Here is a 23,891-nt window from a genome sequence, read left to right on the forward strand (position 1 = left end):
TTTAGTAACTTACAGATTAACCATTGCTTTTAAGCCATTTCTAGAACTTTATATGCCTGTGCGAAACTCGTGTAATTCTGGGCTGTAGTGGTACGCTTCCTGATTCCCCAGGCCATTGGCGGGTGATTTCTACATTGAAATCGCGTGAGAGCCGCTCTATGCCTGCTGAAATCTGTACCCGCGTCCAGCCCCCCATTCGCGCCCGTTGACGCGCAATATCACGTGATTACTCATCTTGCGGGTACTCTCAAAGGTTTAACTGGCATAAAGCCAGGATGATTAACTATATTTCGGCTGGTGATATCGGTTTCCCGTGCCGCATTGTCATACCAGTTGGCCGCCAGAACCAGGGCAGGTAGCACCGTTTCGGGTGTTCGAGTAACCGTTTTTTCAACTTGTGCCAGTCGTGTTGCAATATCCCGGTTGGCATCGGTTTTCACCTGTTGCAAGGCAAGGAACAGCGCATCATCAAGCGTTAATGCCTGTTCGTGCTCGATAGTCTGATTCAGGGTTTCTCGCACCGTGACCAATGCATCCCACGTGACCGCCGCGAGTCCTTCTGTGTGGCTGCCTGCCGCATGAGAAACCGCGTGTAATGCGGGATGGGAAATATTGACGTGTATCTGACGTTTCTCACGTTGATTAACCAGTAACATGGCGGTACGTGGTGGTGGGAGTTGTGTTAATCGCCACGTCGCCTCATGGATGGCCGTGGCACGCAACAAAGTGGCAATACGATTACTGCGCCTACGTTCAGACTGTATACTTGGCCTGTCGCTTTTCCAGACGCCGCGTGGCGCTAAATCATGCCCCAGCGTCACACCGGATAACGTCTTGATTTGCTGTGCCAGTGTTGCGGCATCCTGAATAGTACGCCTGCCAGAACGCCACATCCGCTGTATCGCTTCCACAACACTTTTACCGGGTGAGCCAGATTTCAAGAGTACCGAAATATCACCGTGTAGCAGTCTTGATGCTGCGGTAATGCCGCTATCAATAGTGTCAAAAGCTTTGGTGACGTTGTTAATCATGCTTTTAGTCCGTGCTAACACGCCAGCCTGTGCAAAATCCGGTAAACCTTTTAAGCCCACATTAACAAACGTTTCACCAATGCGATCGTTTAAGGCTGAACTGGAAAAAATTAGCGTTTGTCCCGTCGCAATACCTGCTGTTGGGAAAGAAAGCTCGCCAGCCTCAACTACACTAAAACTGACGCGGCACATGCGGCCTTCGCGTCCGCTATGGCTCACTCTCACTTCACCATCGATACAGACCGCGATTTCACCGTAATAGGGATGCACCAACGTTCCAGGCCCTGGCGTGTCGATAGCCGCAATAAGCCGATCTCTGGTCTCGAAAAAATCATCACCGACCAGATAGGCATTGATAGTGAAGCGCCGCGTTGCTCTGCCCAAATCTTCGGTATAGGGCTTATCCCGATTGTGGTATTCGTGAACTTGTACTCGCCGTCCAAAAGTCCCCTCGTCGTCTTCCACCTGAAACGGCACGCCGCGAAAAGATGCTGGTCGTAGTTTATCTTTCCAGTGACTCATCACCCCTCCTTAAAAAGAAAAACCGCCGAAGCGGTCACTGTCTGGAAAATCGGTTATAGCCGACATCGTAACTCAGCCAGGGTAGGGCATTACCAACTGGGGCGACACGCATGTCCTGTGGGGTATTTTCAAAGATAAGCCTAACTTCACCGTCTCTTGTCTCGTTTTTGCCAAATGAATCAAGGGTATTAGGGGGATCTTCCTTAAATTGCCAGTTACCCTTATCATCTTTAAGTAAATGACTGTTGCCAATAATTGAACGGCCAAACTCGCTCCAATCCCGTGCTGTCCTGAGGTTTTGAAACCATTCATTACCCCCAAATACCGCATTAAGACCCTTGTCAACAAGCGGTTCGACGCCCATAGATATCCCCCAAATCAGCCCGGCTTTTCCCAGTACGCCCTTGATGCCAGAAGGACTGTTTTTAGCCAATGTTTTCATCTCACGGGTGACATGCCGAATCGATTTCACCATATCGACAGCCCATTTTGTTGTAACAAAAACCAGAATACCGGCGAGTACGGTTTCCCAACCGCCGATTGCCTGAATAACGCCATCAATATCTTGCCAGACTGCTTTAATAATCGGGCCGATCGTTTCCCAGTTGTCGACAATAAGTCCACCGCCTATGACCATTAACGTGACCAGTTTACCTAGCCTCGACATTTTCATCACACTGTTAAAAAGCCTGAAAGCACGGGTGACAACGCCTACCGCCGTTGCGCTGCCCAGTAGATAAACACCCCACTTAGTGAAGGATTTAATCAGTTCTGGATTGGCTTTTACCCAGGTGCGAAATTGTTCAATCAATGGCTGGATTTTCTTTGTCATTTCGACAATAGTGGGTAAAAAAATTGACCCGATGCTGACACTTGCAACATGCATCTGATTTTTAAACAGTTGGATAGCATTTGCCGTGGTTGCCGCACGGCTAGCATATTCCTTCTGCATCGAGCCGCCGTACTTTTGTTTATCGGCGACGCGATCCAGGTTAACTTCCAGTAATTTAAGGTTGGTGAGTAGTGGCGCAATGGCTCCAAGGGATTCAGAGCCAAACAAATCATTTAATAATGCCATCTGATCTTTTTTAGGCAATTTTTCAAGGGCTTTCAGCACCATCAACATGGAGCCTTTCGCATCTTTCTGCATCTGTGCGGCCAGTTTTTTGGGCTGATTTTTAAGGTGTGTAGCGCGACTTTTTGTGATTTTGTCGCTGATTTCCCTTTGGTTAACGCCAGCATAAAGTTCTTGATGCCGGTTGCCGCCACGTCTGACTCAACACCCATCCCTGCAATGGTTGCGCCAAGTGCTGCAATTTCGCCAGACGCAAGACCGCCAACTTCACCCAACGGGCCAATCCGTGTCACAATTTCAGAGATTTTCGCGGCATTGGCTGGCCCGTTGTTGCCAAGGTAGTTGATTTTATCGGCCAGCGAGACGACATCATTTTGCGTCAACCGAAATGCCGTCCGCCACTGTGCCATCATCTGCCCAGATTGCTCAGCCGTCTGGTCAAAGGCGATACCCATTTTTACAGCGGATTGAGCGAAGGACATTAATTCTTCTTTCGCTATCCCTGCCTGACCGCCTGCGGCCACAATCTGACCAATGCCATCTGCGGCCATCGGCAATGCTGTCGATAGCTTAAGAATATCTTCCGACATCTGTTTAAACTGTACAGGCGTATCAAAATCAACCACCTTGCGGACATCAGCCATCGTCGACTCAAAGTCTATTGCCTGCTTGATAGGGCCAGCCATTGCGGTAACAATCCCTGCCCCTAATGCCGCCGCCCCTGCCATTCCCGCGCTAAACTCCTTCTTGAAGGACTTCATTTCACGCCGCATTCCCTTTAACGGGGCAGAGAGTTTATCGACGGCAGTGATGATTGCTTTTAACTCAAAACTATTAGCCACCCTGTCGCTCCTCGTTGATGCGAACAGCCTCCGCTTCCAGATCAAAGAACTGGCTTAGCGGATGCTGGCGTAATTCAAGGGGATTTAGTCGCCAGAATCAGGCAACGTTATAGAATCGTCGTCTGAGAGAGCCAAGTTCTGGGCACCGGTAAAAAAAACCACGATGATCATCGAGGCGACAAATACATCATGTAGCGCTAGCTGTTGTGCCGAGGAGCGAGGTATCCCCGTCAGTTCAGGCAGATAAGACAGCGCTGAACGCCTATCCAGCCGCATATCGCCTCGTTCAGAGTAACTAAAAGGAATGCCGTATTTTTCAACCTGATCAAACGTGGGTTCATGAATTTCCAATACGGTTACCTTGTTATTGTGTACCTGAATCGGCTTACTCAGTGCTATTGATTTCATTGATAAAATCCTTCGTCTCCGTGAAATTCCATCTCGACCGTGCCTTCGTCAGCATTATGTGAAGATTCGCCGGATAGCCACGCGCCTGACAACACATAGACCCTACCGTTAGCTAATTCAGCGGTAATAGTCATTTCATCTGCTGTCGTGAGTTTTTCTATCGGAAAACTTTGCTCAACTTTAAATTCTGCTTTGATATAAGGCGCTCGATGGATTTCTTTGTAATGTACACCGCCATCAATACCCACTAGATCTTCCCGGATAACCGTATTCATCGGCACTTCTACACTGCCATTCAGTGAGAGTTGTTGGCTGTCCACCTTAAAATAGCAGGTGCCACCTATTTTTCTTTTGCCCGTCATCACACCACCTCACCCTAGTTATATTGCAGCCTGAATTGATTCGCTAACGCAAATACCCGCAGGTGATTGATATAATCCGCCGGAAAGACGACATCAATTCGATTAGCGTCATTTCCGTTACGTTCAACGATAAGATTTTTACGAAAAGCATCAAAATTCTCGACAATGCCTTCTTTTTCCAACTGACGATAAACCGCACAGAGTTCGCCTTTAATCACCGTTGGTGTAGCGATCGCTTGCCCTGCACCGAATCGGGTACCGTCATCAGCCAGTTTTTGCCGCCCGTACTTGCTGGTGATCACCGACTTCAATCGCCGCAAAATATAAGCGCTGGTATAGAGTGTTTCACTGTCCAGATAGCTGTTATCGGCCACGCCGTAACTATTTTTCTGGTAGGTCGTCACATCGCGCTGAATGCGTAATACGCCGCCTTCGACATTGGCGGTGGCGATACCGTGTGAAAGCAGGGATTGCTGCTCCGTCAAGGTGAAGCGTTTGCCCGACGGTGCGGGTAACACCCCGTTTAACTCGCCCGTGTGGGTCGGTCTGGCTGGGTCATTACGCAAAAATATCGCGCACCGTGCCAGTCGTGCCGCAACCAGTTCATCCAGCGCAGTTTGGGTCGCTTTCTCATAGCCTGCAATGGTGAGATGCGGATCATTAAGCGTGTCGCCAAAAGCGACCAGTTCACCGACCGTCCCTTTTTTTGCGGTACAAACATGTCCATATAACTGCTGATAGGGACTCCAGCGCCCGTTCTTGTCGTTCATCGCCGCGCCCATCTTTTGCAAAGAGGCAGCATCAGAGAAAGGCAGCCCAATAAAATCAAATAATAAGTCACCCATTGCGCTGATAACGCTATCCATATCGGGTGAGCCAGCGCCGCCACTCATGGCAGTAATGGTAATATTAACCTGAGTTCGGGATAAGCATTATCAATTATACTTGAAGATACGTACCTGCAACAGGTATCTTTGGTTTAGATGGCATTAAACAATATGCAACCAGTCCGCCTAATAAATTCACTACAAAGTTAGCCGGAGAGCGATGTCGCGTATGCTCTATTTGACAAAGATTTTTTAACTCATCAAATACCGTTTCAATGACAGAACGATGACGCAAGATGGCTTTGTCGAAACAAGTCTGTTTAATAGGCTTCATTTTCTTCTTGATATTCGTTATAAGGCTAATTCCCATCGTTTTGAGTTGCTGTTTCAGTGAAGCCGATAAATACCCTTTATCTGCGTACAAACAACCAGAAAGATCCTTTGTCAGCTCAGGCAATGGTTTCCGATCATCGGTGTTTCCTGGTGTGAGTCGAAAACTGAGTATTTCCCCCAAATGATTGATAATTACATGAAGCTTGAAATCAAAGAACCAACCTGTTGAATTTTTTCCCCGTTCAGCTATCCCATTGAAGACTTTATGTCTGCGGATCCGTAAGTTATCACACACCGCTATCGGAGTAGAATCGGCAACCGATAGCCCCGTGCATTTTCCCTTAATTGACTCAAACAGTGCCGTTAACGCTAAGGCACTACGCGGAAGTAACTCTACACAGCGTGAATAGGATGGCAAGTTAGGAAATTTCTTCCGGAGATATAAGCGGACATAATAGAGATAAAATACCTTGAATTGCCTGAATCGGAGTTGATGAAACAACACAACCAGTGTCATCATTTCCGCCAACGAAAGCTGAGTAGACCGTCTACGACGCTTAGTACCGTTAGTCAGCAAATATTCATGCATTTTTGGCTCGAAGTCTTTGCAAAAATCATCCATCAGGCAATAAAGTTCAGTAAGATTTTCCATAATTGTTTAACAATGCTCTACTCTTTAACCAGACTGTTAGAGTATTTTAACAAAACAGGCTCATTCAACTATTTGAATATCAAGACTTTCTCTTTATTTCTTATCCCGAACTCAGGTTATAGCTAATGTTCTAATTCATAATCAATATGTTTTTAGCGGTTAAATTTTATTTTTGAAGTTTATCAAGTTCATCATCAGATAAACCCGTAGAAAGTTTTACTATATTAAGATCTACGCCATTAGCTAAAAATTGTTTAGCTAACTCAATCTTTGTTTTTTGTATACCTTTTTGTAATCCCTTTTGAATCCCTTCCTGTCTGCCTTCTTGTCTTAATGCTTGAGCAATCGTCATAAGTGCTCCTTCGTGTTTCTCTGATTGTTTGGCTATCTCAGTGATAAATTCCATTGGTTTTTGAGCATTCCCTTCTTGGATGAGATAATTAAACATAGTGATAACTTGATTATCGGTATAATAATTATACGACAACAGTTTAACAATGCTATCCAGTAGCTCGGTCATATCTCGTCTTCGAATGTGTTTTTGGAGTAACTCAAGCAACGCTATTTGCTTGTGTTGCATGATTTCACCATCATCAAGCGTGGTGACATCCGCTAACTTAAAGGGATTGGTGTAGATATGCTCTGCCAGTTTTCTGTCATGAAAACAGTCCAGCCAATTCGTGCTATAGGGGTGAGGGCTTTGCTCACCACAATAAAACAGGATAGGGAAAACTAACGGTAATTGCTTATTTCCCTGTTCTAAATGTTTCTGCATGGCAGCAAGACTATAGCGCATGAGTCGCCATGCAATGAGCTTATCAGGGGTGGATTGGTGTTTAATCAAAACATAGATATATCCGCTTCCTTTCGTGGTGCTGACTGAATACAGGATATCGTTTTGGTAGTTTTTCATCTCACTATCGATGAATGAGCCAGATTCCACTTTTAGGCTGTCTAAATCACACAATGCCTTAATCTCATCTGGTAACCAGATATCGAAGAAATCTTTAGCCGTCTCTTTCTCACTTAAAAACTGCTTGAATACGGCATCATGGGGCGTAGGGGTAAATTTTTTAGTCATTAAGGTTAATGCCTTGTGTTACCTAAAAACTTGATTGACTAGATTATCACAACATCATAATATATTTTTGTTGAGAGTAATTCTCATCTTCTTCCAGTTTCTTTTTAGTAAATTATAGAAAATAGTGTTATTCAATGCGCTGTCATCATTTACGGCGCATTTTTACTGTTCTCCTTCACGCTGGCATCAGAAATCAATTTTAAGCGCCCTAGAACGCCCTATACGGCATTTTTGTTCTTTTAGAATTGCGTACTAACCATGCGTACTGCGTTGCGTACCAAACATTTAAAACCTAGCAAAACTTCACAATAATTGTAAAAATGGTATTCATAACGTACCCGAAAAGCATGTTAAGAGATGACAGGCATAAAATTTCTTACAATGTCAGAAAAGTGTTTTAAATGTGGAGTTTTGATGGGTTCTCATTACAACTTTTTAATTTTGAATGTCTAGTTTTGTAACATTCTCACAACCTGTTTATGTGCTGTTTTTCACTGTATTTACTAACTTCTAACGACATCCTGTTTAAATATTTTTCATCGCGTAATGATGATGGCTAAACCTTCAATGTGTTTAAATTCTTTTTTCAACCTTAACATTTACTAACAACGCATTCACTATTCCAGTATAGTTACAACTTTCATCAGTTTTCTTCTTCAAAGATACACAGTTCCTCGCTAAAGCTGCGGTACGATGTAGCTTCTCATCATCAAACTTCTTGCAGTCATAAATAAATAGGAATAATCAATAGGCAGAATTTATAAAAACACTAGGAGTCTCTTTTAACGTCTACTGCAAAATGGTATATTCTTATATAACGTATACTCCATCAGCTGAAAATTTTTAATAAAAATGGTGAACAGGTTTCAAGTTTATTTGATATCCTGTGAAACGTTCAACAAACAAAGTGCGTTGGAATTTTAAAACAAAATTAGGCATATTATCGCCCCAAAAGCGTAAAAATCTTTTCACTCACATTCATATAATTACTTTCAAATTCACCGCCCCCAATCCGCTTTTTCTACCACTTAACAACACAACACACAAAATAAATTTTGCATAATTATCCCTTTTAATCACGGGTTTCGCACAGGCGTATAAAATACTAGAAATGGCTTAAAATCGATGATTAATCTTCAAGTTACTAAAACACATAAATTTTATTAAATTACAATAAGTTGCTTTTGATTTATAAGATTCTGTCTATTTATATATTATGCTGGATTAAACTTAAAGATAGAGCGTTTATTTATTGGTGCGAAACTCGTGTTAATATGGGATTATATGCAAAAAAAGTATATTTTTTAACCTCTGGGATTAGATGCTCATAAGCTGTTTTCTAGATAGTTATAAACATCTCATTGATATAAAACAAATAAGTCACAAAAGACGCTTATAAAAATCTTTAAATAGTCTTTAAAACATCTTATAAGATGATTATAAATTTCAAAAAAAGATTAAATTTTGAACTAATAAATTCATAACTTGCTCATAATATTCTAATTAGCATTTCATAACTTTATTTTAACTATATTGAAATTTGTAAATTTTTATCAATAAAAAAAATGAAAAATAGCATTTTCAAAATACAAAATTTTAAGTTTTCAAAAATCCTTTTTTAACTCGAAAATCCGCTATCACCTTTTTTGAAACGTCGATATTGCTTATCACGAGTGCGCCAGTTAAAAACAACTCTCACTTTAGCATCATCGTCAGAAGGCTCAGATTCACCATCAACATGAATCAATGACTCATCGGTTTCTGGTTCAGTCGATTTAAATATATTCTTGAGTACACCACCTGATGCAATAAATTTCAGATAGTGAACCTGATTAAAATACTCGAGCATCCACTCACGATTATTAACTAATGTCTCTGGCTTAACCGAATAATTAAATGCCTTTAAGACTTCCACTGCTGCTGTATCTGGAGTTCCTTTCACAGCTCTAACATCAACAATCGGCGTAGTATCCAATTTCATGCATTCACCCCAGATTTCTGACCAGCGAGATTGTCTTGTGTAATTATCTCCACGAAACCAAGAAGAAGATACCATCAAGAAACAATGGAAATGGGGATGAGCATAATCTTTACGCTTAGCTTCACAAGTCACTTCTGTTTTGCGTATCCACCCTTTAACGGGCTTAAACTCTTTACGTTTAGCAAATTTATTCCAAGCCTTACTCATCAACCGTAATTCATCACGTAAAGAGTCAACAGGAACATTCGGCACTGTCAAAGACATAAACACCCAACGGGCTTTAGGATAATCATTCAGAATTTTAGGGAGTGATTTTCTAAACATAGCCATATGCCTCAATGATCTTCTTCCATCACATACCGGACAGTGGCGACAGTGACAGAAATAAACCTCGACTAATTTTATAAGAAATTCACCTGTCTCTTTATCAATATGAGGATAATACTTCAAAATATCAGCACAAGAACTTATTCTTTCTGACCACTTATCGAAATCAGTACCCAATAAAACCTCAGAAAGTAATTCACTTGCTCCCTTCATTTTATCAAATTTAGCATCTTTTGGACTCATTTCTGAAAGTGATATATCATTAGATCTGTCTTTAGTATTTACAGAATTAAGCGGTTCGCATATGCTATACGAACTTCTGACAATGAAGTTAGACATTTAAAAAGCCTTGTTTGGTTTGTTTTTAGCACATACAAATCTACAAGGCTTCTTTATACTTGTCAAATAGTCAATTAAGCCAGTAACTACAAGGGATAATAGACAAAATTACAGCGTGGAATACGTTTCTATATTATTAAATCGCTTAAAAAATAGGCTAAAATTTCAACCCTCAAATCGCTTCCAAATTTAAGGCAAAAATATAGCCAACTGGATAAGCTGGCTAAACGTCGAGGTAAAACTTTTTTAATTATATATTATTTTAGACTCAGTAGTATGAGCACATCCATAGTACGCCTACTCATCAAATTATCAACAAACCTTGTTTCAATACCTCATCTTCGACAATTAACATCATCATCGCTATTATATCGTGCCAATAGGCTTTGCAGGGATGCTACGCATGGGTTATTTGCAATATATCAATCTCTCACCGCTTCGCGGGCTTCGGCGATTTAACTATTGTTATTCTCTGTCACTATTGAGTATCGCCTTCCATGCCTGACGGCATTAAAAATAATAAGACTTAACGACCATTCTTATGCTTAAATTAGATAAAATTAAATGTTTATTTATTGTTAAAAAAGGCGGTATATATTATGGAGAGCAAATGTATGAAATTCTCAATCAATAAAGATCTAGATATTCATTCTAATAGCTTCGATGCTTTCATTGCATACATGGAGCAAAGTAAAGATTTTTGGATTATAAAAGATCATGAATCAAGATTTGTCTACGCTAATGAAACTATGATCCATTATAGCGGACTCCCTAAAGGATTTAACATAGAAGGTTTACTAGACAGTGAATGCCCCGCCCCTTGGTCTGAATTCGAAGACGTTATACAAGCAAACGATAAAAATGTAATGGAAAATAAAAAAACAATTCCAGTACTTAACACATTTGTTTATGGTGGTCGGGATAAAATAGTACAACCATTCATGCTTGAAGTGACACCACTAATCAAAGAAGGAAAATCAATCGGAATAGTGGGAAGAGGTAAAAAATTAGAAATCTTCTCTATGTATCATCTAGAAAATAATAAACTTCCTGACTCGCTATCTTTTGGTAAGCCTACTGATTTATTCACTGACAGAGAATTTGATGTTGTATTCTTCGCTCTACAATCGTTAAGCGCTAAAGAAATTGCTAAGCGATTAAATATATCCCCTGGAACAGTAGAAAATTACCTACATAGCATTTATGAAAAAACAGGCGTTAGCGCATTAAATCAGCTGATAGAATATTGTAGAAATAACGGTTATGATAAATATGCCCCTAACAAATTTATTAATCCTAATCCGTATATACCTTTAGCATAATAAAAAACCAGCCCATGAAGAGTAAGCTGGTTTGAGTTTCCCTGATGTTGGTTAAGTATTTACAAGCATGAAGAATATAATTAAAAATTTTTATATAACGCATTAATACTATTAGCAGCTCACTAAAAAATAAGCACTATGCAAAATATCTACTTGTAACCTCTAAAAAATTCAAAACTGACCAACATTATAAAAACAATACACAAGAATGAATTCCTAACGTATTCAAAAAGTATTTTTAAAGTTAGGCTTACCAACAGTACCAAAAATCAATTTTAAGCACCCTAGAACGCTCTGTGCAGCGTTTTTGTTCTTTCAATCATAAAATCGTATTAACTCAATCTCAAAATTGCTTACAGAGGCTAATATTGAGTTTACATATGACACAAGTATCAGGTACGCATTTCTAGCTACGTACTAACTATGCGTACCAAACATTTAGAACCTAGCAAAACTCAACATGAACATTAGGTTTTATAAGGTTCTACTCTTAGTCTTACCTATAATTTTTTCCTCGCGTAGTGACCTCAATAAAATCTTCACAGCTATTGTAAAAACGGCATTCCTAACGTGTTCAAAAAGTCTTTTTAATGTTGGGTTTTGGTGGGTTCTCATGACAACTTTTGACAACCTATTAGTTTTAGATGTCAAGTTTTGTAACGTTCTCTTTGCTTCATTTTTCAAGGAATGTGAGTAAATAATATTTACGTACAAAGTTCTTTTTAACCTTAACATTTGCTAACAACCCTCTAACCCTTTGATCTACTACAAGTGGTTAAATTGACCCCTGCTAAGATATTCAATTTATCAAGAAAGTTGTAATAACATAGTGGGTAATCCATTGATTTGATTACTGCCGGTCAAATTGACCGTTTGGGATATTCATCCAATAAAAATTTGCATAAAAAAACCAGCAAGGAAGAAGCTGGCTTGAAGTTTTCCCTGGTGCTAGCATGAAGCGGCGGAAATTTTATAATTTTAAATTTGTACTATGATGTCTTGAGCGATTGATACTAATCGGTAGTTACATTTTTCGTACTCTGAATTATTCAGATAGATATCATTTTTGAAACGTGTTAAGGCTCAAAGAATATTGAGCCTTTGAAGTGATTTACTCGTTAATTTTTTCGATACTCAACCTTGCATTTTTCTAGAGCAAAAATAAACAAATGTACTTGAAACATCGCAAGCAAGTTATTGAGTGAGTAAAAATCCAACTTAATTTTTATATCTTCCAAGGTCTGTTTTATTGCTGGATAGCTAACAGAACGTAGATGAGCAATTTCCCCTTGAGATAATCCAAGACAAAACAGTATTGCCGTTTCAAATTGTGCTGGCGTTAGCTCTGGAAACACGTCATGTAATTCAGTAATGTTAGTTAAATCGAACATTCTCATGCTATTCCTTCCATCACGGGCTTACGTCCAGCCCATATAAGCCGATCTTCTTTGAATAGCACGTTGAATATACGACGGTCATTACGGGTGAATGAGACTTTGCTAGAAGGCGTGTTGGAGTTTCTAGGAATGATCCAGTAGGTATTAATGAATTTAGAGCAAGGTTTGGTAATAGCCATAGTTTTGGTCTCTTGTACAAGTTATAAAACCTCACCAATCCGAGATCAAACGGGGTGGTGAGACGTAACAAGGTTGATCTACCGGCGTACAAGAAACCAGCGAACCTTACGGCTCCCTCATTACGTCTCACCATTATCAGGATGTAATTTAGGTTTTCAGACATAAAAAAACCGCATTAAGCGGTAGTCCGCTTGTACATTCAGGAGATCAAACCCGATGCTAGATTTTTCTAGCTAATTGCTACTATAGCTAACCTGAGTTCGGGATAAGCATTATCAATTATACTTGAAGATACGTACCTGCAACAGGTATCTTTGGTTTAGATGGCATTAAACAATATGCAACCAGTCCGCCTAATAAATTCACTACAAAGTTAGCCGGAGAGCGATGTCGCGTATGCTCTATTTGACAAAGATTTTTTAACTCATCAAATACCGTTTCAATGACAGAACGATGACGCAAGATGGCTTTGTCGAAACAAGTCTGTTTAATAGGCTTCATTTTCTTCTTGATATTCGTTATAAGGCTAATTCCCATCGTTTTGAGTTGCTGTTTCAGTGAAGCCGATAAATACCCTTTATCTGCGTACAAACAACCAGAAAGATCCTTTGTCAGCTCAGGCAATGGTTTCCGATCATCGGTGTTTCCTGGTGTGAGTCGAAAACTGAGTATTTCCCCCAAATGATTGATAATTACATGAAGCTTGAAACCAAAGAACCAACCTGTTGAATTTTTTCCCCGTTCAGCTATCCCATTGAAGACTTTATGTCTGCGGATCCGTAAGTTATCACACACCGCTATCGGAGTAGAATCGGCAACCGATAGCCCCGTGCATTTTCCCTTAATTGACTCAAACAGTGCCGTTAACGCTAAGGCACTACGCGGAAGTAACTCTACACAGCGTGAATAGGATGGCAAGTTAGGAAATTCCTTCCGGAGATATAAGCGGACATAATAGAGATAAAATACCTTGAATTGCCTGAATCGGAGTTGATGAAACAACACAACCAGTGTCATCATTTCCGCCAACGAAAGCTGAGTAGACCGTCTACGACGCTTAGTACCGTTAGTCAGCAAATATTCATGCATTTTTGGCTCGAAGTCTTTGCAAAAATCATCCATCAGGCAATAAAGTTCAGTAAGATTTTCCATAATTGTTTAACAATGCTCTACTCTTTAACCAGACTGTTAGAGTATTTTAACAAAACAGGCTCATTCAACTATTTGAATATCAAGACTTTCTCTTTATTTCTTATCCCGAACTCAGGTTATCTTTAAACTCAGCGGCTTCTGTGACAACAACGGGTAAGCCCCACAACGTCGGTGTCGTCAGGGCTGCCGGATTGGAGAGGAGATAACGCCCCAGCGTATCCTTCTTGGCATTATTGGTAAATCCTTTCTGCTTCACGTAATAAATCGTGTTACTTTGCGTCTTTCCACTGGCAATCAAATCACGAATAAACAACCGTTGCTTCGGCTTGGTCAATATGTCTGATTGACGGTCGGGGGCGACAATCGTTCCGGTGACATCCGATGAAATAAGTGCGGCGTTAATCGGTGCTATCACCCGCTTACTGGATTCCATGCCCGAGCCTAAAGCCTGCACGACCTCCATGCCAACCACCTGTTGACCGATAGAACTCACCACGTTCAACGCATTGGCGACCGGCATTTGGGCAAGATGTTGTTCAACTTCGCCTACCTGGGCTTTCAGGGTTTTTTCTGCTTCGCGTAAGGCGTTCAATTCGACCGCCATTTTATCAACGGCTGCTTTGGTTTCTGTGGAAAGCTCACCCGATTTTTGCGCTTCCTTCAGGGCTTTCTCGGCCTGGGCGCTATATTTGCTGCTGGCTTCTTCAATAGAAGCCGTTACTTTCTTAAACATTTCATTAATATCAGACATATTGTCTCCAGTTTAATGGGGTATCGACACCAGACGACGCAAGGCATTATCCAATTGTGTCAAGGTCTCGGAGGAAAGATCAGGGGTAGCGCACAGCGTACCGTGAGAGGGCGTGATAGCGCCCGGCATATCACCCCGTAAAGCTTTAAATAATCGTCGCCGTTCAGCGCGAGGCGTATTGGCTTTCGCCAACAGGGCATCCAGTTTTCTCAGTGCGGCGGTAGGCGAATCGTTATCCTGTTGTGTGCTATCAGCGGGCAGGAAGGCATCCGCAAACCCTTTCTCCACCGCTTCGCCGCCATTAATCCAGGTTTCACTATCCATCATCGAGGTGATCGTTTTTTCATCCATCCCGGTTCTGGCGACGTAAATATCCCGCATGGCAAAATCAAAGGGGGTCATTTTTTCGGCAATGTCGGCAAAGTCATGGCGATTACCGACGGCCATACCCCAGGTGTTGTGGATCATCAGAAAAGCACTTCGCCCGATTTGTATCTCATCGCCTGACATGGCAATTATTGAAGCCGCAGAAGCCGCTAATCCCAATATTTTCACGGTCACTTTGCCAGCATATTCACGGAGTTGATTAAAGATAGTCAGCCCTTCAAACAGAACGCCACCCGGCGAATTGATACACGAGTTTCGCACCAATAAAAAAACGCTCTATTTTTAAGTTTAATTCAGCATAATATATAAATAGAAAAAATCTAATAAATTAAAAATAACTTATTGTAATTTAAGTAAATTTATATGTCTTAGCAAGTTACAGATTAATTATTGTTCTGAAGCCATTTCTAGAATTTTATATGCCCGTGCGAAACTCGTGTGATATTGACGGTAATATCTTTACCTTCCAGTGACCGCAAGATTGCGCCAATCCGTTTAGCGGTGATCCCTTTGCCTGCCCAATCCTGCCCAATCGTCTGAAATATCGATAGCGTATTATCATCCTGGCTTGACGCCCTGATGCTACTGTTCCATTTTGCTAATGCTGACGGGGAAATTTCACTGGTCATTTTCGGACAGGGAAAAACCGCCGGTAATACCGGAAGTGCATTTTTTTTCATCGGGAAAAACTCCAGTTATTCGTTGTCTTGCGTGACGCCAGTTGGGGTCTGAGAAGATGCTTTGTCAGGAAATAATCAGGCATTTATCGCCGCTAGTGCTTTTTCGCCGTCATTTGTCACCGATCATGCAAAACTGATCCACTAACGATCATCTAAAACTGATCCACTTGGTATTATTCGCACATTTTTGTACGGATAATTTATGTTAACCAAGGAGATATTTGTGGATATTCATGTTCGCTTTGCACAAGGACAAAGCCTTCGAAAAATTGCCCGTGAATTGGGCATATCGCGTAACACCGTAAAACATCATTTACAACAACAGACAATGCCAACTTATGCTAAAAGAAGTCAACAACCGACTAAATTAGCACCCTTTAAACCTTATTTGCTTCATCGAATTGAACTGGCTAAACCTGATTGGATCCCTGCAACAGTCTTATTTGATGAAGTAGTTGAAAGCGGCTATCAAGGCGGTATTGCTCAATTACGCCGATTTGTTTGTCAATTTAAACCAAGCATTGTTCCCGAAGCTGTCGTCCGTTTTGAAACACAGCCAGGTCAACAAATGCAAATCGACTTCACCAGCATCCGGCGAGGTAAAAAATCACTAAAAGCGTTTGTTGCAACGCTAGGCTATTCGCGTGGAGTTATGTAAAGTTCTTTGATAATGAACGAGCAGAATCCTGGCAACAAGGTTTACGAGAAGCTTTCGACTATTTTGGTGGTGTACCACAGGAAATATTGTGTGATAACGCAAAATCCCTCATCATCGAACGGGATGCTTATGCAGAAGGTGAACATAAATTACATGTCGAAAGATTACGGGTTTAAATTGTGTGCTTGCAAGCCCTACAGGGCAAAAACTAAAGGGAAAGTAGAGCGCTTTAACCACTATTTAAAAAACAGCTTTATCGTACCATTAAATACCGACCTTCGTGCTCATAATCTTGAACTGGATATTGAGATAGCTAATGCAAGAGTGGGGCCCTGGTTACAACGCGTTGCCCATCAGCGGATTCATGGAACAACGTTAGAGAAGCCAGCAGATAGACTAGCTAAGGAAGTTAAGTATCTTCTACCCTTACCAGCAAGGGTTTGCCAATCTATCCCGCAGACTGATACGCTTAATATCCGTATCGTACCGCCGCTTGAATCTGTCAGTTTGCAACACTCAATCAGCGTATACGAAGCATTGCTGGGAGGTGAACATGTTATTGCATGAACAAATTGAACACCTGTGTGAGTCATTGAAATTAAATTCTATTCCGACTCATTGGTCATCACTTGCCGAACAATGCATTGCCCAAGACAAAAGCTACGGAGAGTTTTTACTGTCCCTATTAAAATGTGAGCAACAACAACGAGATGAACGAACCCGTAATCTTTTGAGTCGGATGGCAGGATTCCCAGCACATAAAGAACTTAATACGTTCGATTTTAAGTTTGCAACGGGGATCCCCAAACAACACATACAGGAATTAAGCGCATTAACGTTTATTGAACGTAATGAAAATGTCGTGTTGCTTGGCCCAAGCGGTGTAGGCAAAACGCATTTAGCTATTGGGTTAGGATTAAAAGCAGTACAGGCCAAGAAGAAAACCCGCTTTACCACGGCAGCTGAACTGATGTTGCAACTCTCAACTGCCAAACGACAAAATAAGCTCAAACAATATCTATCACGTTCGGTGATGGCCCCGAAATTGTTGATTATCGATGAGATTGGATACCTGCCGTTTGGGCGAGAAGAAGCAAACCTGTTTTTCAATGTGATTGCCAAGCGTTATGAGCATGGCAGTGTCATATTGACGAGTAACTTATCATTTGGGCAATGGCCAAATGCTTTTGCTGATGACGCAACATTAACTGCCGCTATGCTTGATCGTTTACTTCATCATTCGCATGTACTGCAATTAAGCGGTGAAAGCTATCGATTGAAAGATAAGCGGCGCTCAGGAGCAATGACTGAGTAAAAGTGGATCAATTTTGATTGATCGGATTTAGCTAAAAAGTGGATCAGTTTTCGGTGATCGTTGACAATTCTCTTGCCCCAGTTGATCGAGGGGCGTCAGGTTCAACTGAACGGTATACAGGTCTCCGCCCCAATCGGCGGCAGATTTTCCAGTCTCCTCACATCATTGCGACTCATCCAGCCATTTTGTCGCGCAGTCGTGTAATAGGCTGCTCGGCGCGTGCTATCGGTTCTGAGTAGTCCTTCAACCGAAAACTCTGCAAAATAATCGTCGTCATTATCCAGCAGGCAGCGGGCGATTTCCTGTTCAATATTGACCAGTAAGGGCCGTAAGGTATTGGTCAGGAAAATCAGGTTCATCCCTTCCACGCTCGAAGCCCAACTGCTTTGTTTTGTAATATGGCCGACCATAAACGGCGGAACGCGATACCAGCGGCAGATTTCTTCGACGCTATGATCGCGGCTTTCCAGTATTTGTGAGGTTTGTGGATCGAGGGTGATACCATTAAATTTCATTCCAGCTTCCAGCAGCATCACTTTGCCGGTATTTTCTGAGCCAGCAAAGGTTTCAAGATGCTTATGAAATCTTTCACGCTGTTCTTCTGTTAAAGACTTTTCAAACGAAATAAAACCGGATGCCGACATGCCTTTCTGGAAATACCGCGCTGCCGTTGTTTCGAGTGACATCGCGGAGCCAAACACCTCACGACCGGTTTTTAACGGCATCATGCCGCAAATGCCGTCTAATCCGAACCCCCGTATGTGCATCATGTCATTATCTGCGATAACTCGCGGTTTTAATGAGGAATAACCGGGCTTGCTGTCGTGGGTATAATGGTATTCTAGTCGCCCGTTATCACGCCGTTTAACAATGATGTTTTGGGGTAATAGTGGGAAGAGGGAGAGCAGACGCTGACCGACCTTCTTTTTTTCAACAAAGGCATTACCGCGTAAACACAAGCTGGCAACAATCATTTGGATAAAACGCGAAGGTGTCATTTCCAGGTTGGGACGACGACACAAGACAGGATAAGCCGGGTGTTGCTGTGCGAGGCTGCGTGAACCATCCGACTCACGGTGATAGAGTTTGAGCGGTAACGTGGATATCGATTCACTCAACAGACGCACACAAGCCTAAACCGCAGAAAGTTGTAGGGCTTTATCCGTTGTCACCACTTGTCCGCTCTTACTCTGGCTATAGTCATGAAACGATGACAGCGTATCCGTTAAATTCTGTGGCACCCCTAGCCAGGTGAGCACCGCGCTTTTAATTTTACCGGGAGATTGATGTTTTTTCACTACAGTCCTACCATAATCGGATTGGTTAAAAAGCCATCCAGATCGCCGCTTTCTTCCTCAACAACCTCGGCGGCCCCGATGGCCATCGCCAGTGCTACCACACCGTCAATACGTCCGTTGCTGCGGCGTTTGCTAAAAACACGATTGCCGTTTTTATCTTCTTCAATAACCATATTCGCGGCGTTCCAACGTAGGCAGGGGTTGAAATCAATACGTAATTCGCCACCGAGAAGACGCTGCTCAAACAATTCAATGGATCGCGGCATCCAAAGTCCGGATTGTTTTGATTTGCCGAAGCCTTGTCCGTGCGGCGTTAATAGCGTATTCACCCCTTCGTTTTCCAGTTCTGGCCGTAAATAATCAATATGATACGCATCGTAGGCAATATGATTGAGGGTATAGCGTGCGGATAATTCGGCTATCCGTTGGGCAACAAAGCTCAGATTAATCGCATTCCCTGGCGGGGCGTTAAGATAACCCGCTCGCAACCAGGAATCGTAAGGCACTCTGTCGACCCTGGCACGTTCCAGTAAGGTGTCTTTCGGTGTCCAGAACTCGACATAAGCCACTTTTTCTTCCGGCCAATAAAGCGCCAGCGCCGTTAAATCCTGCTTGCCGGATAAATCCAGGCCACCGTAGCAGGGGGAGTTTGCCAGCGCCGCTAAATCCAGCGAGGTTTTCTCACACGCCATTCAACTATCACTATTAATCCAGGGATTCTCAGCATCGACCCACTGACAGAAATTAAGACGACGAACCAGGCTTTCTTTGGCAGGCATCCCCCGCGCTTGCGTGACTTGCTCCTGTAAGTAACGGTCGCTGAACGTATGACCGAGTGAAGGATTGGCTTTTTTCCAGCAGCTTGTCTCCTTGAACGGATCATCACCTTCATCCAGCGAACAAATGAACGCGAAAAAGCTATCATCCTCAATGCTACCTTCTGCCACTTTACGGCCGTATTCGTGATAGTCGTAGCACACACTGGTTTTGTCGTGTCCGCTGTTGGTTATCATGAAAATCAATGCCTGTTGGCGGCCTTTTGTGCCCGCCCGCATCATTTCCACGACCTGATTACTTTTGTGTTCGTGAATTTCGTCAATCAAGGCACAGTGAGGACGCGGCCCGGATTGCCCATCATCGGCACTGATAGGCCGGAAAAAAGCACAGGCTTGTAAAAAAGCCAGATTCCACTCCTTACCCGCCCCACCTGATTTCTGAATACGTTCGGCCAGCTTTGGCGATTGGTCTACCATCGCGACGGCGTCACGAAACAGGATCATCGCCTGGTCTTTTTTGGTGGCAGCGGCATAGACTTCGGCTCGCGCTTCATTATCGGCAACCAGGCAATATAGCCCTATCCCCGCTGCAAGTGGCGATTTTCCCGATCCTTTTCCGGCTTCAACGTAGGCCATACGAAAACGGCGTTGTCCTTCGTTGTTTCGCCAGCCAAAAAGGGCACCAACGATAAAACACTGCCAAGGGAGTAAAGTAAACGGCTTGCCTTCATAGATACCGCAGTTCAATTTCAATACGTTGGAAAAAAAACGGATGGCACGCTGTGCGGATCCGACATCCCACAACAGACCCCGCGTATTACCCGTCGATAAATCCCGCAAGTGACGTTGACAGGCATGACGAATATAAGGCCCGGCAAGCTCCTGACCTGAAACTACCGCAGGGGCATAGTCTGTGGCTAAATCAGTGAGCGAAGAATTCGTCGAGTTCGTCCGGGTTTTTTTCTTTGTCATGCGTCCTCACCTTGGTTCTTGCTGCGGGTGTTAAGCCAAATTCAACCAGATAACTTTTAAAGCGTTTATCCGCATCCGACAGCATCGAAACGGCTGGATTCGCCTTGATTAATACGCCGTTTTGAGAATGCACCTCAAACGTTTCACCGTTGCTCTCTATCAAGGCGCGATACCGCAGGATATCAACGTAAATATCACACAGCCTTTCCAGTGCAAAAGCATCGGCAATCGTTAATACGCCCATGCTATTTAACAGCAGCGTTAGCCGCTCCCAGGTTTCTTTTGCCGTATTGGATAAGTGTTTTGGGGGAGGGGCTGAATAGGGTGGTGGGGTAGGCTCTGCGCTATTGAGAGGTCTTCTTCCTGGATTGCCGAATAAATAACCATTTAATTTGACACCGCGTTTTTTGACCAACTGTTCGCCATACTGTTTAATACGTAATAATGCTTGCTTTTCGGTATAGGGATTAAAAAAACCAATATCAAGCCAAGAATAATAGTGTAAATAAGGATGATAAGGTCGAGCACGAACAAAATTTAAAAACTGATTGACATTACGCCGTAATTGGCCAGCTGCATAAATGCCAATATAAGTTTTGTAACTAAGTGTATGGCCTGGCTGTAAAGGAATGGCCTGGGCTATTTTTTGTGTGGCTCCGCCTTCATAAGCTATCATATTGGTTAACGGATTTTCTGGAATGACAAAAAATGAATCACTAATAATTGGAGAACTGACAACCGAACCATAAACAAAAGGCGCCTGCGTCTTAAAAGGCATTAATGACACCATACTCATGTTTAGGGGATTATTTTCAGCGCTGATTTGGATTTCATAACGGCCAAAATTAGCCCGGTCACATAAACACGAGTTTCGCACAAAACTAATTTGGGTACGCTAATAAAACACGGATTTGCTCAGTAATAGCACTTTTGATTACGTCCCAATTTTGTTGATAAAGGGTTATTTTTTCAGATATACGACGTTTATGTTGTTCAAACCACGCAGAAATAGCGAGAAAAATATGATTTCTTTGCGCTCGGCTCGTGCGAGCCTGACAGCGTTCAATACCACAGTTTTGTTTAACTTCTCGATGATAAACTTCAACAGACCAACGGGCATCCATGATAGATTTGAGGTATTGACGGGTGGGATTCTCTTTGTTTGTTACTATGTAATCAATACGGCCGTTTTTGGCTGTAAATTTGAAAACGGTTACCCAACCATATCCTCGCAAGTGTATTGACGTTCCTTCTTCTGAGATGTCTAACTTGTTCAGTTGTTTGTTATGGTTAACAATCCTATTTTTCCTCAGCGTGGTTACCCAGATCCAACCATGAGAGCGAATTGATTTCAGGTTATCCAGGCTAGAATACCAAGCATCCATCACTACGGCTTCTGGCATGATCCCTCTTTTTTTAGCAAGAGTGAGCATTTCGGAAAAGTGCGTGTTTTTTGTTTTTCCATCAGAATCTTTATCATAAATACGATAATTGATAGGAATTGATTCAACCTTCGTCAGATCATGCCAAAGCAAATTAACTAAACCTATGCCAGCAATAACATCATGTTCATTACCTGAATATTGATAATGGACCATCTCTATTTTTTTACTACGTGTTTTGGCAATCAATGTATCATCGGCAATTAGTACGCAAGGGCTTTTTTTGTCTATAGAAGGTTCAACTAATCGCCATAGGTCTTTAGGTCTAAAACATCCACGAGTTTCGCACCAATAAAAAACGCTCTATTTTTAAGTTTAATTCAGCATAATATGTAAATAGATAAAACCTTATAAATTAAATATAACTTATTGTAAATTAAGTGAATTTATGCATTTCAGTAACTTGCAGATTAATCATTACTTTTAAGCCATTTCTAGAATTTTATAGGCCTGTGCGAAACTCGTGACATCTACTTTTTAGCCATCGGCTAACAGTGTCATGAGATAAAGGCGATGGGCTTACTTCTGATAACGCTAAACCAGAGTATCTTAAACTGCTTACTTGTAAGAATGTTTTATAGATATCTTTAATACATGGATAACCCGACAAAATATGAACACCCTGATTTTTTCTTGTTTTTAAATTTATACTTCTTTTTTGGAGATTGCGAAACTCGTGATAAAGACAATATCGTGGTGACTTTGATAGTATCTCTAATATAATTTATTGTGATGGTATTTTTATCCCGCTTAATATCTTGCAGGTTAAAATCTTTTTCCGTTAATTTTTTTCCTGACACGAGTTTCGCACAGGCCTATAAAATTCTAGAAATGGCTTAAAAGTAATGATTAATCTGCAAGTTACTGAAATGCATAAATTTACTTAATTTACAATAAGTTATATTTAATTTATAAGGTTTTATCTATTTACATATTATGCTGAATTAAACTTAAAAATAGAGCGTTTTTTTATTGGTGCGAAACTCGTGCCTGAATTAAAATTAATTTCAAATAAATTATCAGTTTTAATTGCATCATTATTTCTGTTATTTTTAAACCAAAGTAATATACCTTTCTTATTATTGGATAACAGAATTTTTATATTTTTACCCGTCAGTTGATACTCTTTTACCTGTAAAGATTTTACTAAACATAATGACATAAATATACTCAATATAATAACGCTCAATGCTCTCATGCAATAAACTCCTATTGACTGCTAAATTATTTTATTTTGCAAAAATCAAGTCCTAAAGCATGTAACATGGCTTATTACAGCAAAAACCATATCAAGAAAGTGTGAACTGGTTGGCAGTTGTTGGTTTATATGACTAACAGTAAGCAACTAAAGCATCATTTAGCGATATAAAAATAGATAAAAGCACGAGTTTCGCACAGGCGTATAAAATACTAGAAATGGCTTAAAATCGATGATTAATCTTCAAGTTACTAAAACACATAAATTTTATTAAATTACAATAAGTTGCTTTTGATTTATAAGATTCTGTCTATTTATATATTATGCTGGATTAAACTTAAAGATAGAGCGTTTTTTTATTGGTGCGAAACTCGTGAAAAGGTGAATTTCTTAACCAAAAATTCTATTATTAAAATATTTAACAAATGCTTCAATATTTTCTCCAGCTTAAAATTTAATTTATAACATTCAATTTCTTCATAAAATTTCTCTATTTATTTACGACTAGCTAACACTGTTGTTTAGTAGGAGTTTTTATACTAAATAACAGTTGCTAAATTTTATTTACTATATTTTTTATTGG

Annotated in this window: 15 protein-coding genes and 9 pseudogenes; 3 read left to right on the plus strand and 21 right to left on the minus strand. The window is 41.4% G+C overall.

Annotated elements, in window-relative coordinates; genetic code table 11:
• Positions 1 to 73 precede the first annotated feature (73 nt).
• From V3224_RS05010 to V3224_RS05050, 9 genes and pseudogenes are all read right to left on the minus strand, one after another.
• Positions 74 to 234 (minus strand): annotated as a pseudogene (locus V3224_RS05010) (phage baseplate assembly protein); the annotation flags it as partial.
• Positions 231 to 1,553, minus strand: coding sequence for a DNA circularization protein (locus tag V3224_RS05015; RefSeq protein ID WP_334468985.1), 1,323 nt, complete (start codon positions 1,551 to 1,553; stop codon positions 231 to 233). The pseudogene V3224_RS05010 and the gene V3224_RS05015, both read right to left, overlap by 4 nt.
• 34 nt (positions 1,554 to 1,587) lie before the next feature.
• Positions 1,588 to 3,470 (minus strand): annotated as a pseudogene (locus V3224_RS05020) (phage tail tape measure protein).
• Between the two features lie 84 nt (positions 3,471 to 3,554).
• A complete protein-coding gene (locus V3224_RS05025; protein ID WP_334468988.1) occupies positions 3,555 to 3,878 on the minus strand; it encodes a phage tail assembly protein in 324 nt (107 codons plus the stop codon).
• Complete coding sequence (locus tag V3224_RS05030; RefSeq protein WP_334468990.1) at positions 3,875 to 4,240, minus strand: phage tail tube protein; 366 nt, start codon at positions 4,238 to 4,240, stop codon at positions 3,875 to 3,877. The genes V3224_RS05025 and V3224_RS05030 overlap by 4 nt, the downstream gene beginning before the upstream one ends.
• A gap of 14 nt (positions 4,241 to 4,254) precedes the next feature.
• Positions 4,255 to 5,154 (minus strand): annotated as a pseudogene (locus tag V3224_RS05035) (phage tail sheath subtilisin-like domain-containing protein); the annotation flags it as partial.
• Between the two features lie 25 nt (positions 5,155 to 5,179).
• Positions 5,180 to 6,052, minus strand: coding sequence for an IS982 family transposase (locus tag V3224_RS05040; protein WP_334468992.1), 873 nt, complete (start codon positions 6,050 to 6,052; stop codon positions 5,180 to 5,182).
• A gap of 166 nt (positions 6,053 to 6,218) precedes the next feature.
• A complete protein-coding gene (locus tag V3224_RS05045) occupies positions 6,219 to 7,133 on the minus strand; it encodes an Rpn family recombination-promoting nuclease/putative transposase (RefSeq protein ID WP_334468994.1) in 915 nt (304 codons plus the stop codon).
• Between the two features lie 1,618 nt (positions 7,134 to 8,751).
• Positions 8,752 to 9,780: a protein rep gene (locus V3224_RS05050; RefSeq protein ID WP_334468995.1), complete on the minus strand. Its 1,029-nt coding sequence runs from the start codon at positions 9,778 to 9,780 to the stop codon at positions 8,752 to 8,754.
• Between the two features lie 599 nt (positions 9,781 to 10,379).
• Here V3224_RS05050 and V3224_RS05055 point away from each other — a divergent pair.
• Entirely contained in the window at positions 10,380 to 11,102 is a 723-nt protein-coding gene (locus V3224_RS05055) for a helix-turn-helix transcriptional regulator (protein ID WP_334468997.1), read from the plus strand.
• Between the two features lie 1,118 nt (positions 11,103 to 12,220).
• On the opposite strand, the gene V3224_RS05060 is transcribed toward V3224_RS05055, so the two are convergent.
• The 6 genes and pseudogenes from V3224_RS05060 to V3224_RS05085 form a co-directional block, all read right to left on the minus strand.
• On the minus strand, positions 12,221 to 12,499 hold the full coding sequence (locus tag V3224_RS05060; RefSeq protein ID WP_334468999.1) for a helix-turn-helix transcriptional regulator: 279 nt from the start codon (positions 12,497 to 12,499) through the stop codon (positions 12,221 to 12,223).
• Positions 12,496 to 12,678 (minus strand): hypothetical protein, encoded by a 183-nt coding sequence (locus tag V3224_RS05065; RefSeq protein ID WP_334469001.1) that lies wholly within the window; start codon positions 12,676 to 12,678, stop codon positions 12,496 to 12,498. The genes V3224_RS05060 and V3224_RS05065 overlap by 4 nt, the downstream gene beginning before the upstream one ends.
• A gap of 280 nt (positions 12,679 to 12,958) precedes the next feature.
• Positions 12,959 to 13,831 carry an IS982 family transposase gene (locus V3224_RS05070; protein WP_334467716.1) on the minus strand — a complete coding sequence of 291 codons (873 nt, stop codon included), beginning with the start codon at positions 13,829 to 13,831 and terminating at the stop codon, positions 12,959 to 12,961.
• A 124-nt stretch (positions 13,832 to 13,955) separates the two neighbouring features.
• Positions 13,956 to 14,582: pseudogene (locus V3224_RS05075) on the minus strand (hypothetical protein); the annotation flags it as partial.
• Positions 14,583 to 14,594: 12 nt separating this feature from the next.
• Positions 14,595 to 15,215, minus strand: a pseudogene (locus V3224_RS05080) (head maturation protease, ClpP-related); the annotation flags it as partial.
• A gap of 161 nt (positions 15,216 to 15,376) precedes the next feature.
• On the minus strand, positions 15,377 to 15,649 hold the full coding sequence (locus V3224_RS05085) for a hypothetical protein (protein ID WP_334469002.1): 273 nt from the start codon (positions 15,647 to 15,649) through the stop codon (positions 15,377 to 15,379).
• 202 nt (positions 15,650 to 15,851) lie between these two features.
• On the opposite strand from V3224_RS05085, the pseudogene istA reads away from it, so the two are divergent.
• Positions 15,852 to 16,874, plus strand: a pseudogene (gene istA, locus V3224_RS05090) (IS21 family transposase).
• Positions 16,861 to 17,622 (plus strand): IS21-like element helper ATPase IstB, encoded by a 762-nt coding sequence (gene istB / locus V3224_RS05095; RefSeq protein ID WP_334467780.1) that lies wholly within the window; start codon positions 16,861 to 16,863, stop codon positions 17,620 to 17,622. The pseudogene istA and the gene istB overlap by 14 nt, the downstream one beginning before the upstream one ends.
• A 66-nt stretch (positions 17,623 to 17,688) precedes the next feature.
• Here istB and V3224_RS05100 read toward each other — a convergent pair.
• The 6 genes and pseudogenes from V3224_RS05100 to V3224_RS05125 all read right to left on the minus strand — a co-directional run.
• Positions 17,689 to 18,920 (minus strand): annotated as a pseudogene (locus V3224_RS05100) (phage portal protein); the annotation flags it as partial.
• Positions 18,920 to 20,668: pseudogene (locus V3224_RS05105) on the minus strand (terminase large subunit). The pseudogenes V3224_RS05105 and V3224_RS05100, both read right to left, overlap by 1 nt.
• Positions 20,619 to 21,083, minus strand: a complete 465-nt coding sequence (locus tag V3224_RS05110) for a phage terminase small subunit P27 family (protein ID WP_334470304.1) — start codon at positions 21,081 to 21,083, stop codon at positions 20,619 to 20,621. The pseudogene V3224_RS05105 and the gene V3224_RS05110 overlap by 50 nt, the downstream one beginning before the upstream one ends.
• A 466-nt stretch (positions 21,084 to 21,549) precedes the next feature.
• Positions 21,550 to 22,401 (minus strand): annotated as a pseudogene (locus V3224_RS05115) (IS701 family transposase); the annotation flags it as partial.
• A 151-nt stretch (positions 22,402 to 22,552) separates the two neighbouring features.
• Positions 22,553 to 22,720: a hypothetical protein gene (locus tag V3224_RS05120; RefSeq protein WP_334469005.1), complete on the minus strand. Its 168-nt coding sequence runs from the start codon at positions 22,718 to 22,720 to the stop codon at positions 22,553 to 22,555.
• A gap of 324 nt (positions 22,721 to 23,044) precedes the next feature.
• A complete protein-coding gene (locus V3224_RS05125) occupies positions 23,045 to 23,308 on the minus strand; it encodes a hypothetical protein (RefSeq protein ID WP_334469007.1) in 264 nt (87 codons plus the stop codon).
• Between the last annotated feature and the right edge of the window lie 583 nt (positions 23,309 to 23,891).

Origin of the sequence: Arsenophonus sp. PmNCSU2021_1 (genome assembly GCF_036919435.1) — a bacterium.
Taxonomy (GTDB): domain Bacteria; phylum Pseudomonadota; class Gammaproteobacteria; order Enterobacterales; family Enterobacteriaceae; genus Arsenophonus; species Arsenophonus nilaparvatae.

Bases quoted from the DNA above. Each gene is read 5' to 3' on its own strand.
- V3224_RS05015 (WP_334468985.1), bottom strand. From the start codon at position 1,553: ATGAGTCACTGGAAAGATAAACTACGACCAGCATCTTTTCGCGGCGTG.
- V3224_RS05025 (WP_334468988.1), bottom strand. From the start codon at position 3,878: ATGAAATCAATAGCACTGAGTAAGCCGATTCAGGTACACAATAACAAG.
- V3224_RS05030 (WP_334468990.1), bottom strand. From the start codon at position 4,240: ATGACGGGCAAAAGAAAAATAGGTGGCACCTGCTATTTTAAGGTGGAC.
- V3224_RS05040 (WP_334468992.1), bottom strand. From the start codon at position 6,052: ATGGAAAATCTTACTGAACTTTATTGCCTGATGGATGATTTTTGCAAA.
- V3224_RS05045 (WP_334468994.1), bottom strand. From the start codon at position 7,133: ATGACTAAAAAATTTACCCCTACGCCCCATGATGCCGTATTCAAGCAG.
- V3224_RS05050 (WP_334468995.1), bottom strand. From the start codon at position 9,780: ATGTCTAACTTCATTGTCAGAAGTTCGTATAGCATATGCGAACCGCTT.
- V3224_RS05055 (WP_334468997.1), top strand. From the start codon at position 10,380: ATGGAGAGCAAATGTATGAAATTCTCAATCAATAAAGATCTAGATATT.
- V3224_RS05060 (WP_334468999.1), bottom strand. From the start codon at position 12,499: ATGAGAATGTTCGATTTAACTAACATTACTGAATTACATGACGTGTTT.
- V3224_RS05065 (WP_334469001.1), bottom strand. From the start codon at position 12,678: ATGGCTATTACCAAACCTTGCTCTAAATTCATTAATACCTACTGGATC.
- V3224_RS05070 (WP_334467716.1), bottom strand. From the start codon at position 13,831: ATGGAAAATCTTACTGAACTTTATTGCCTGATGGATGATTTTTGCAAA.
- V3224_RS05085 (WP_334469002.1), bottom strand. From the start codon at position 15,649: ATGAAAAAAAATGCACTTCCGGTATTACCGGCGGTTTTTCCCTGTCCG.
- istB (WP_334467780.1), top strand. From the start codon at position 16,861: ATGTTATTGCATGAACAAATTGAACACCTGTGTGAGTCATTGAAATTA.
- V3224_RS05125 (WP_334469007.1), bottom strand. From the start codon at position 23,308: ATGAGAGCATTGAGCGTTATTATATTGAGTATATTTATGTCATTATGT.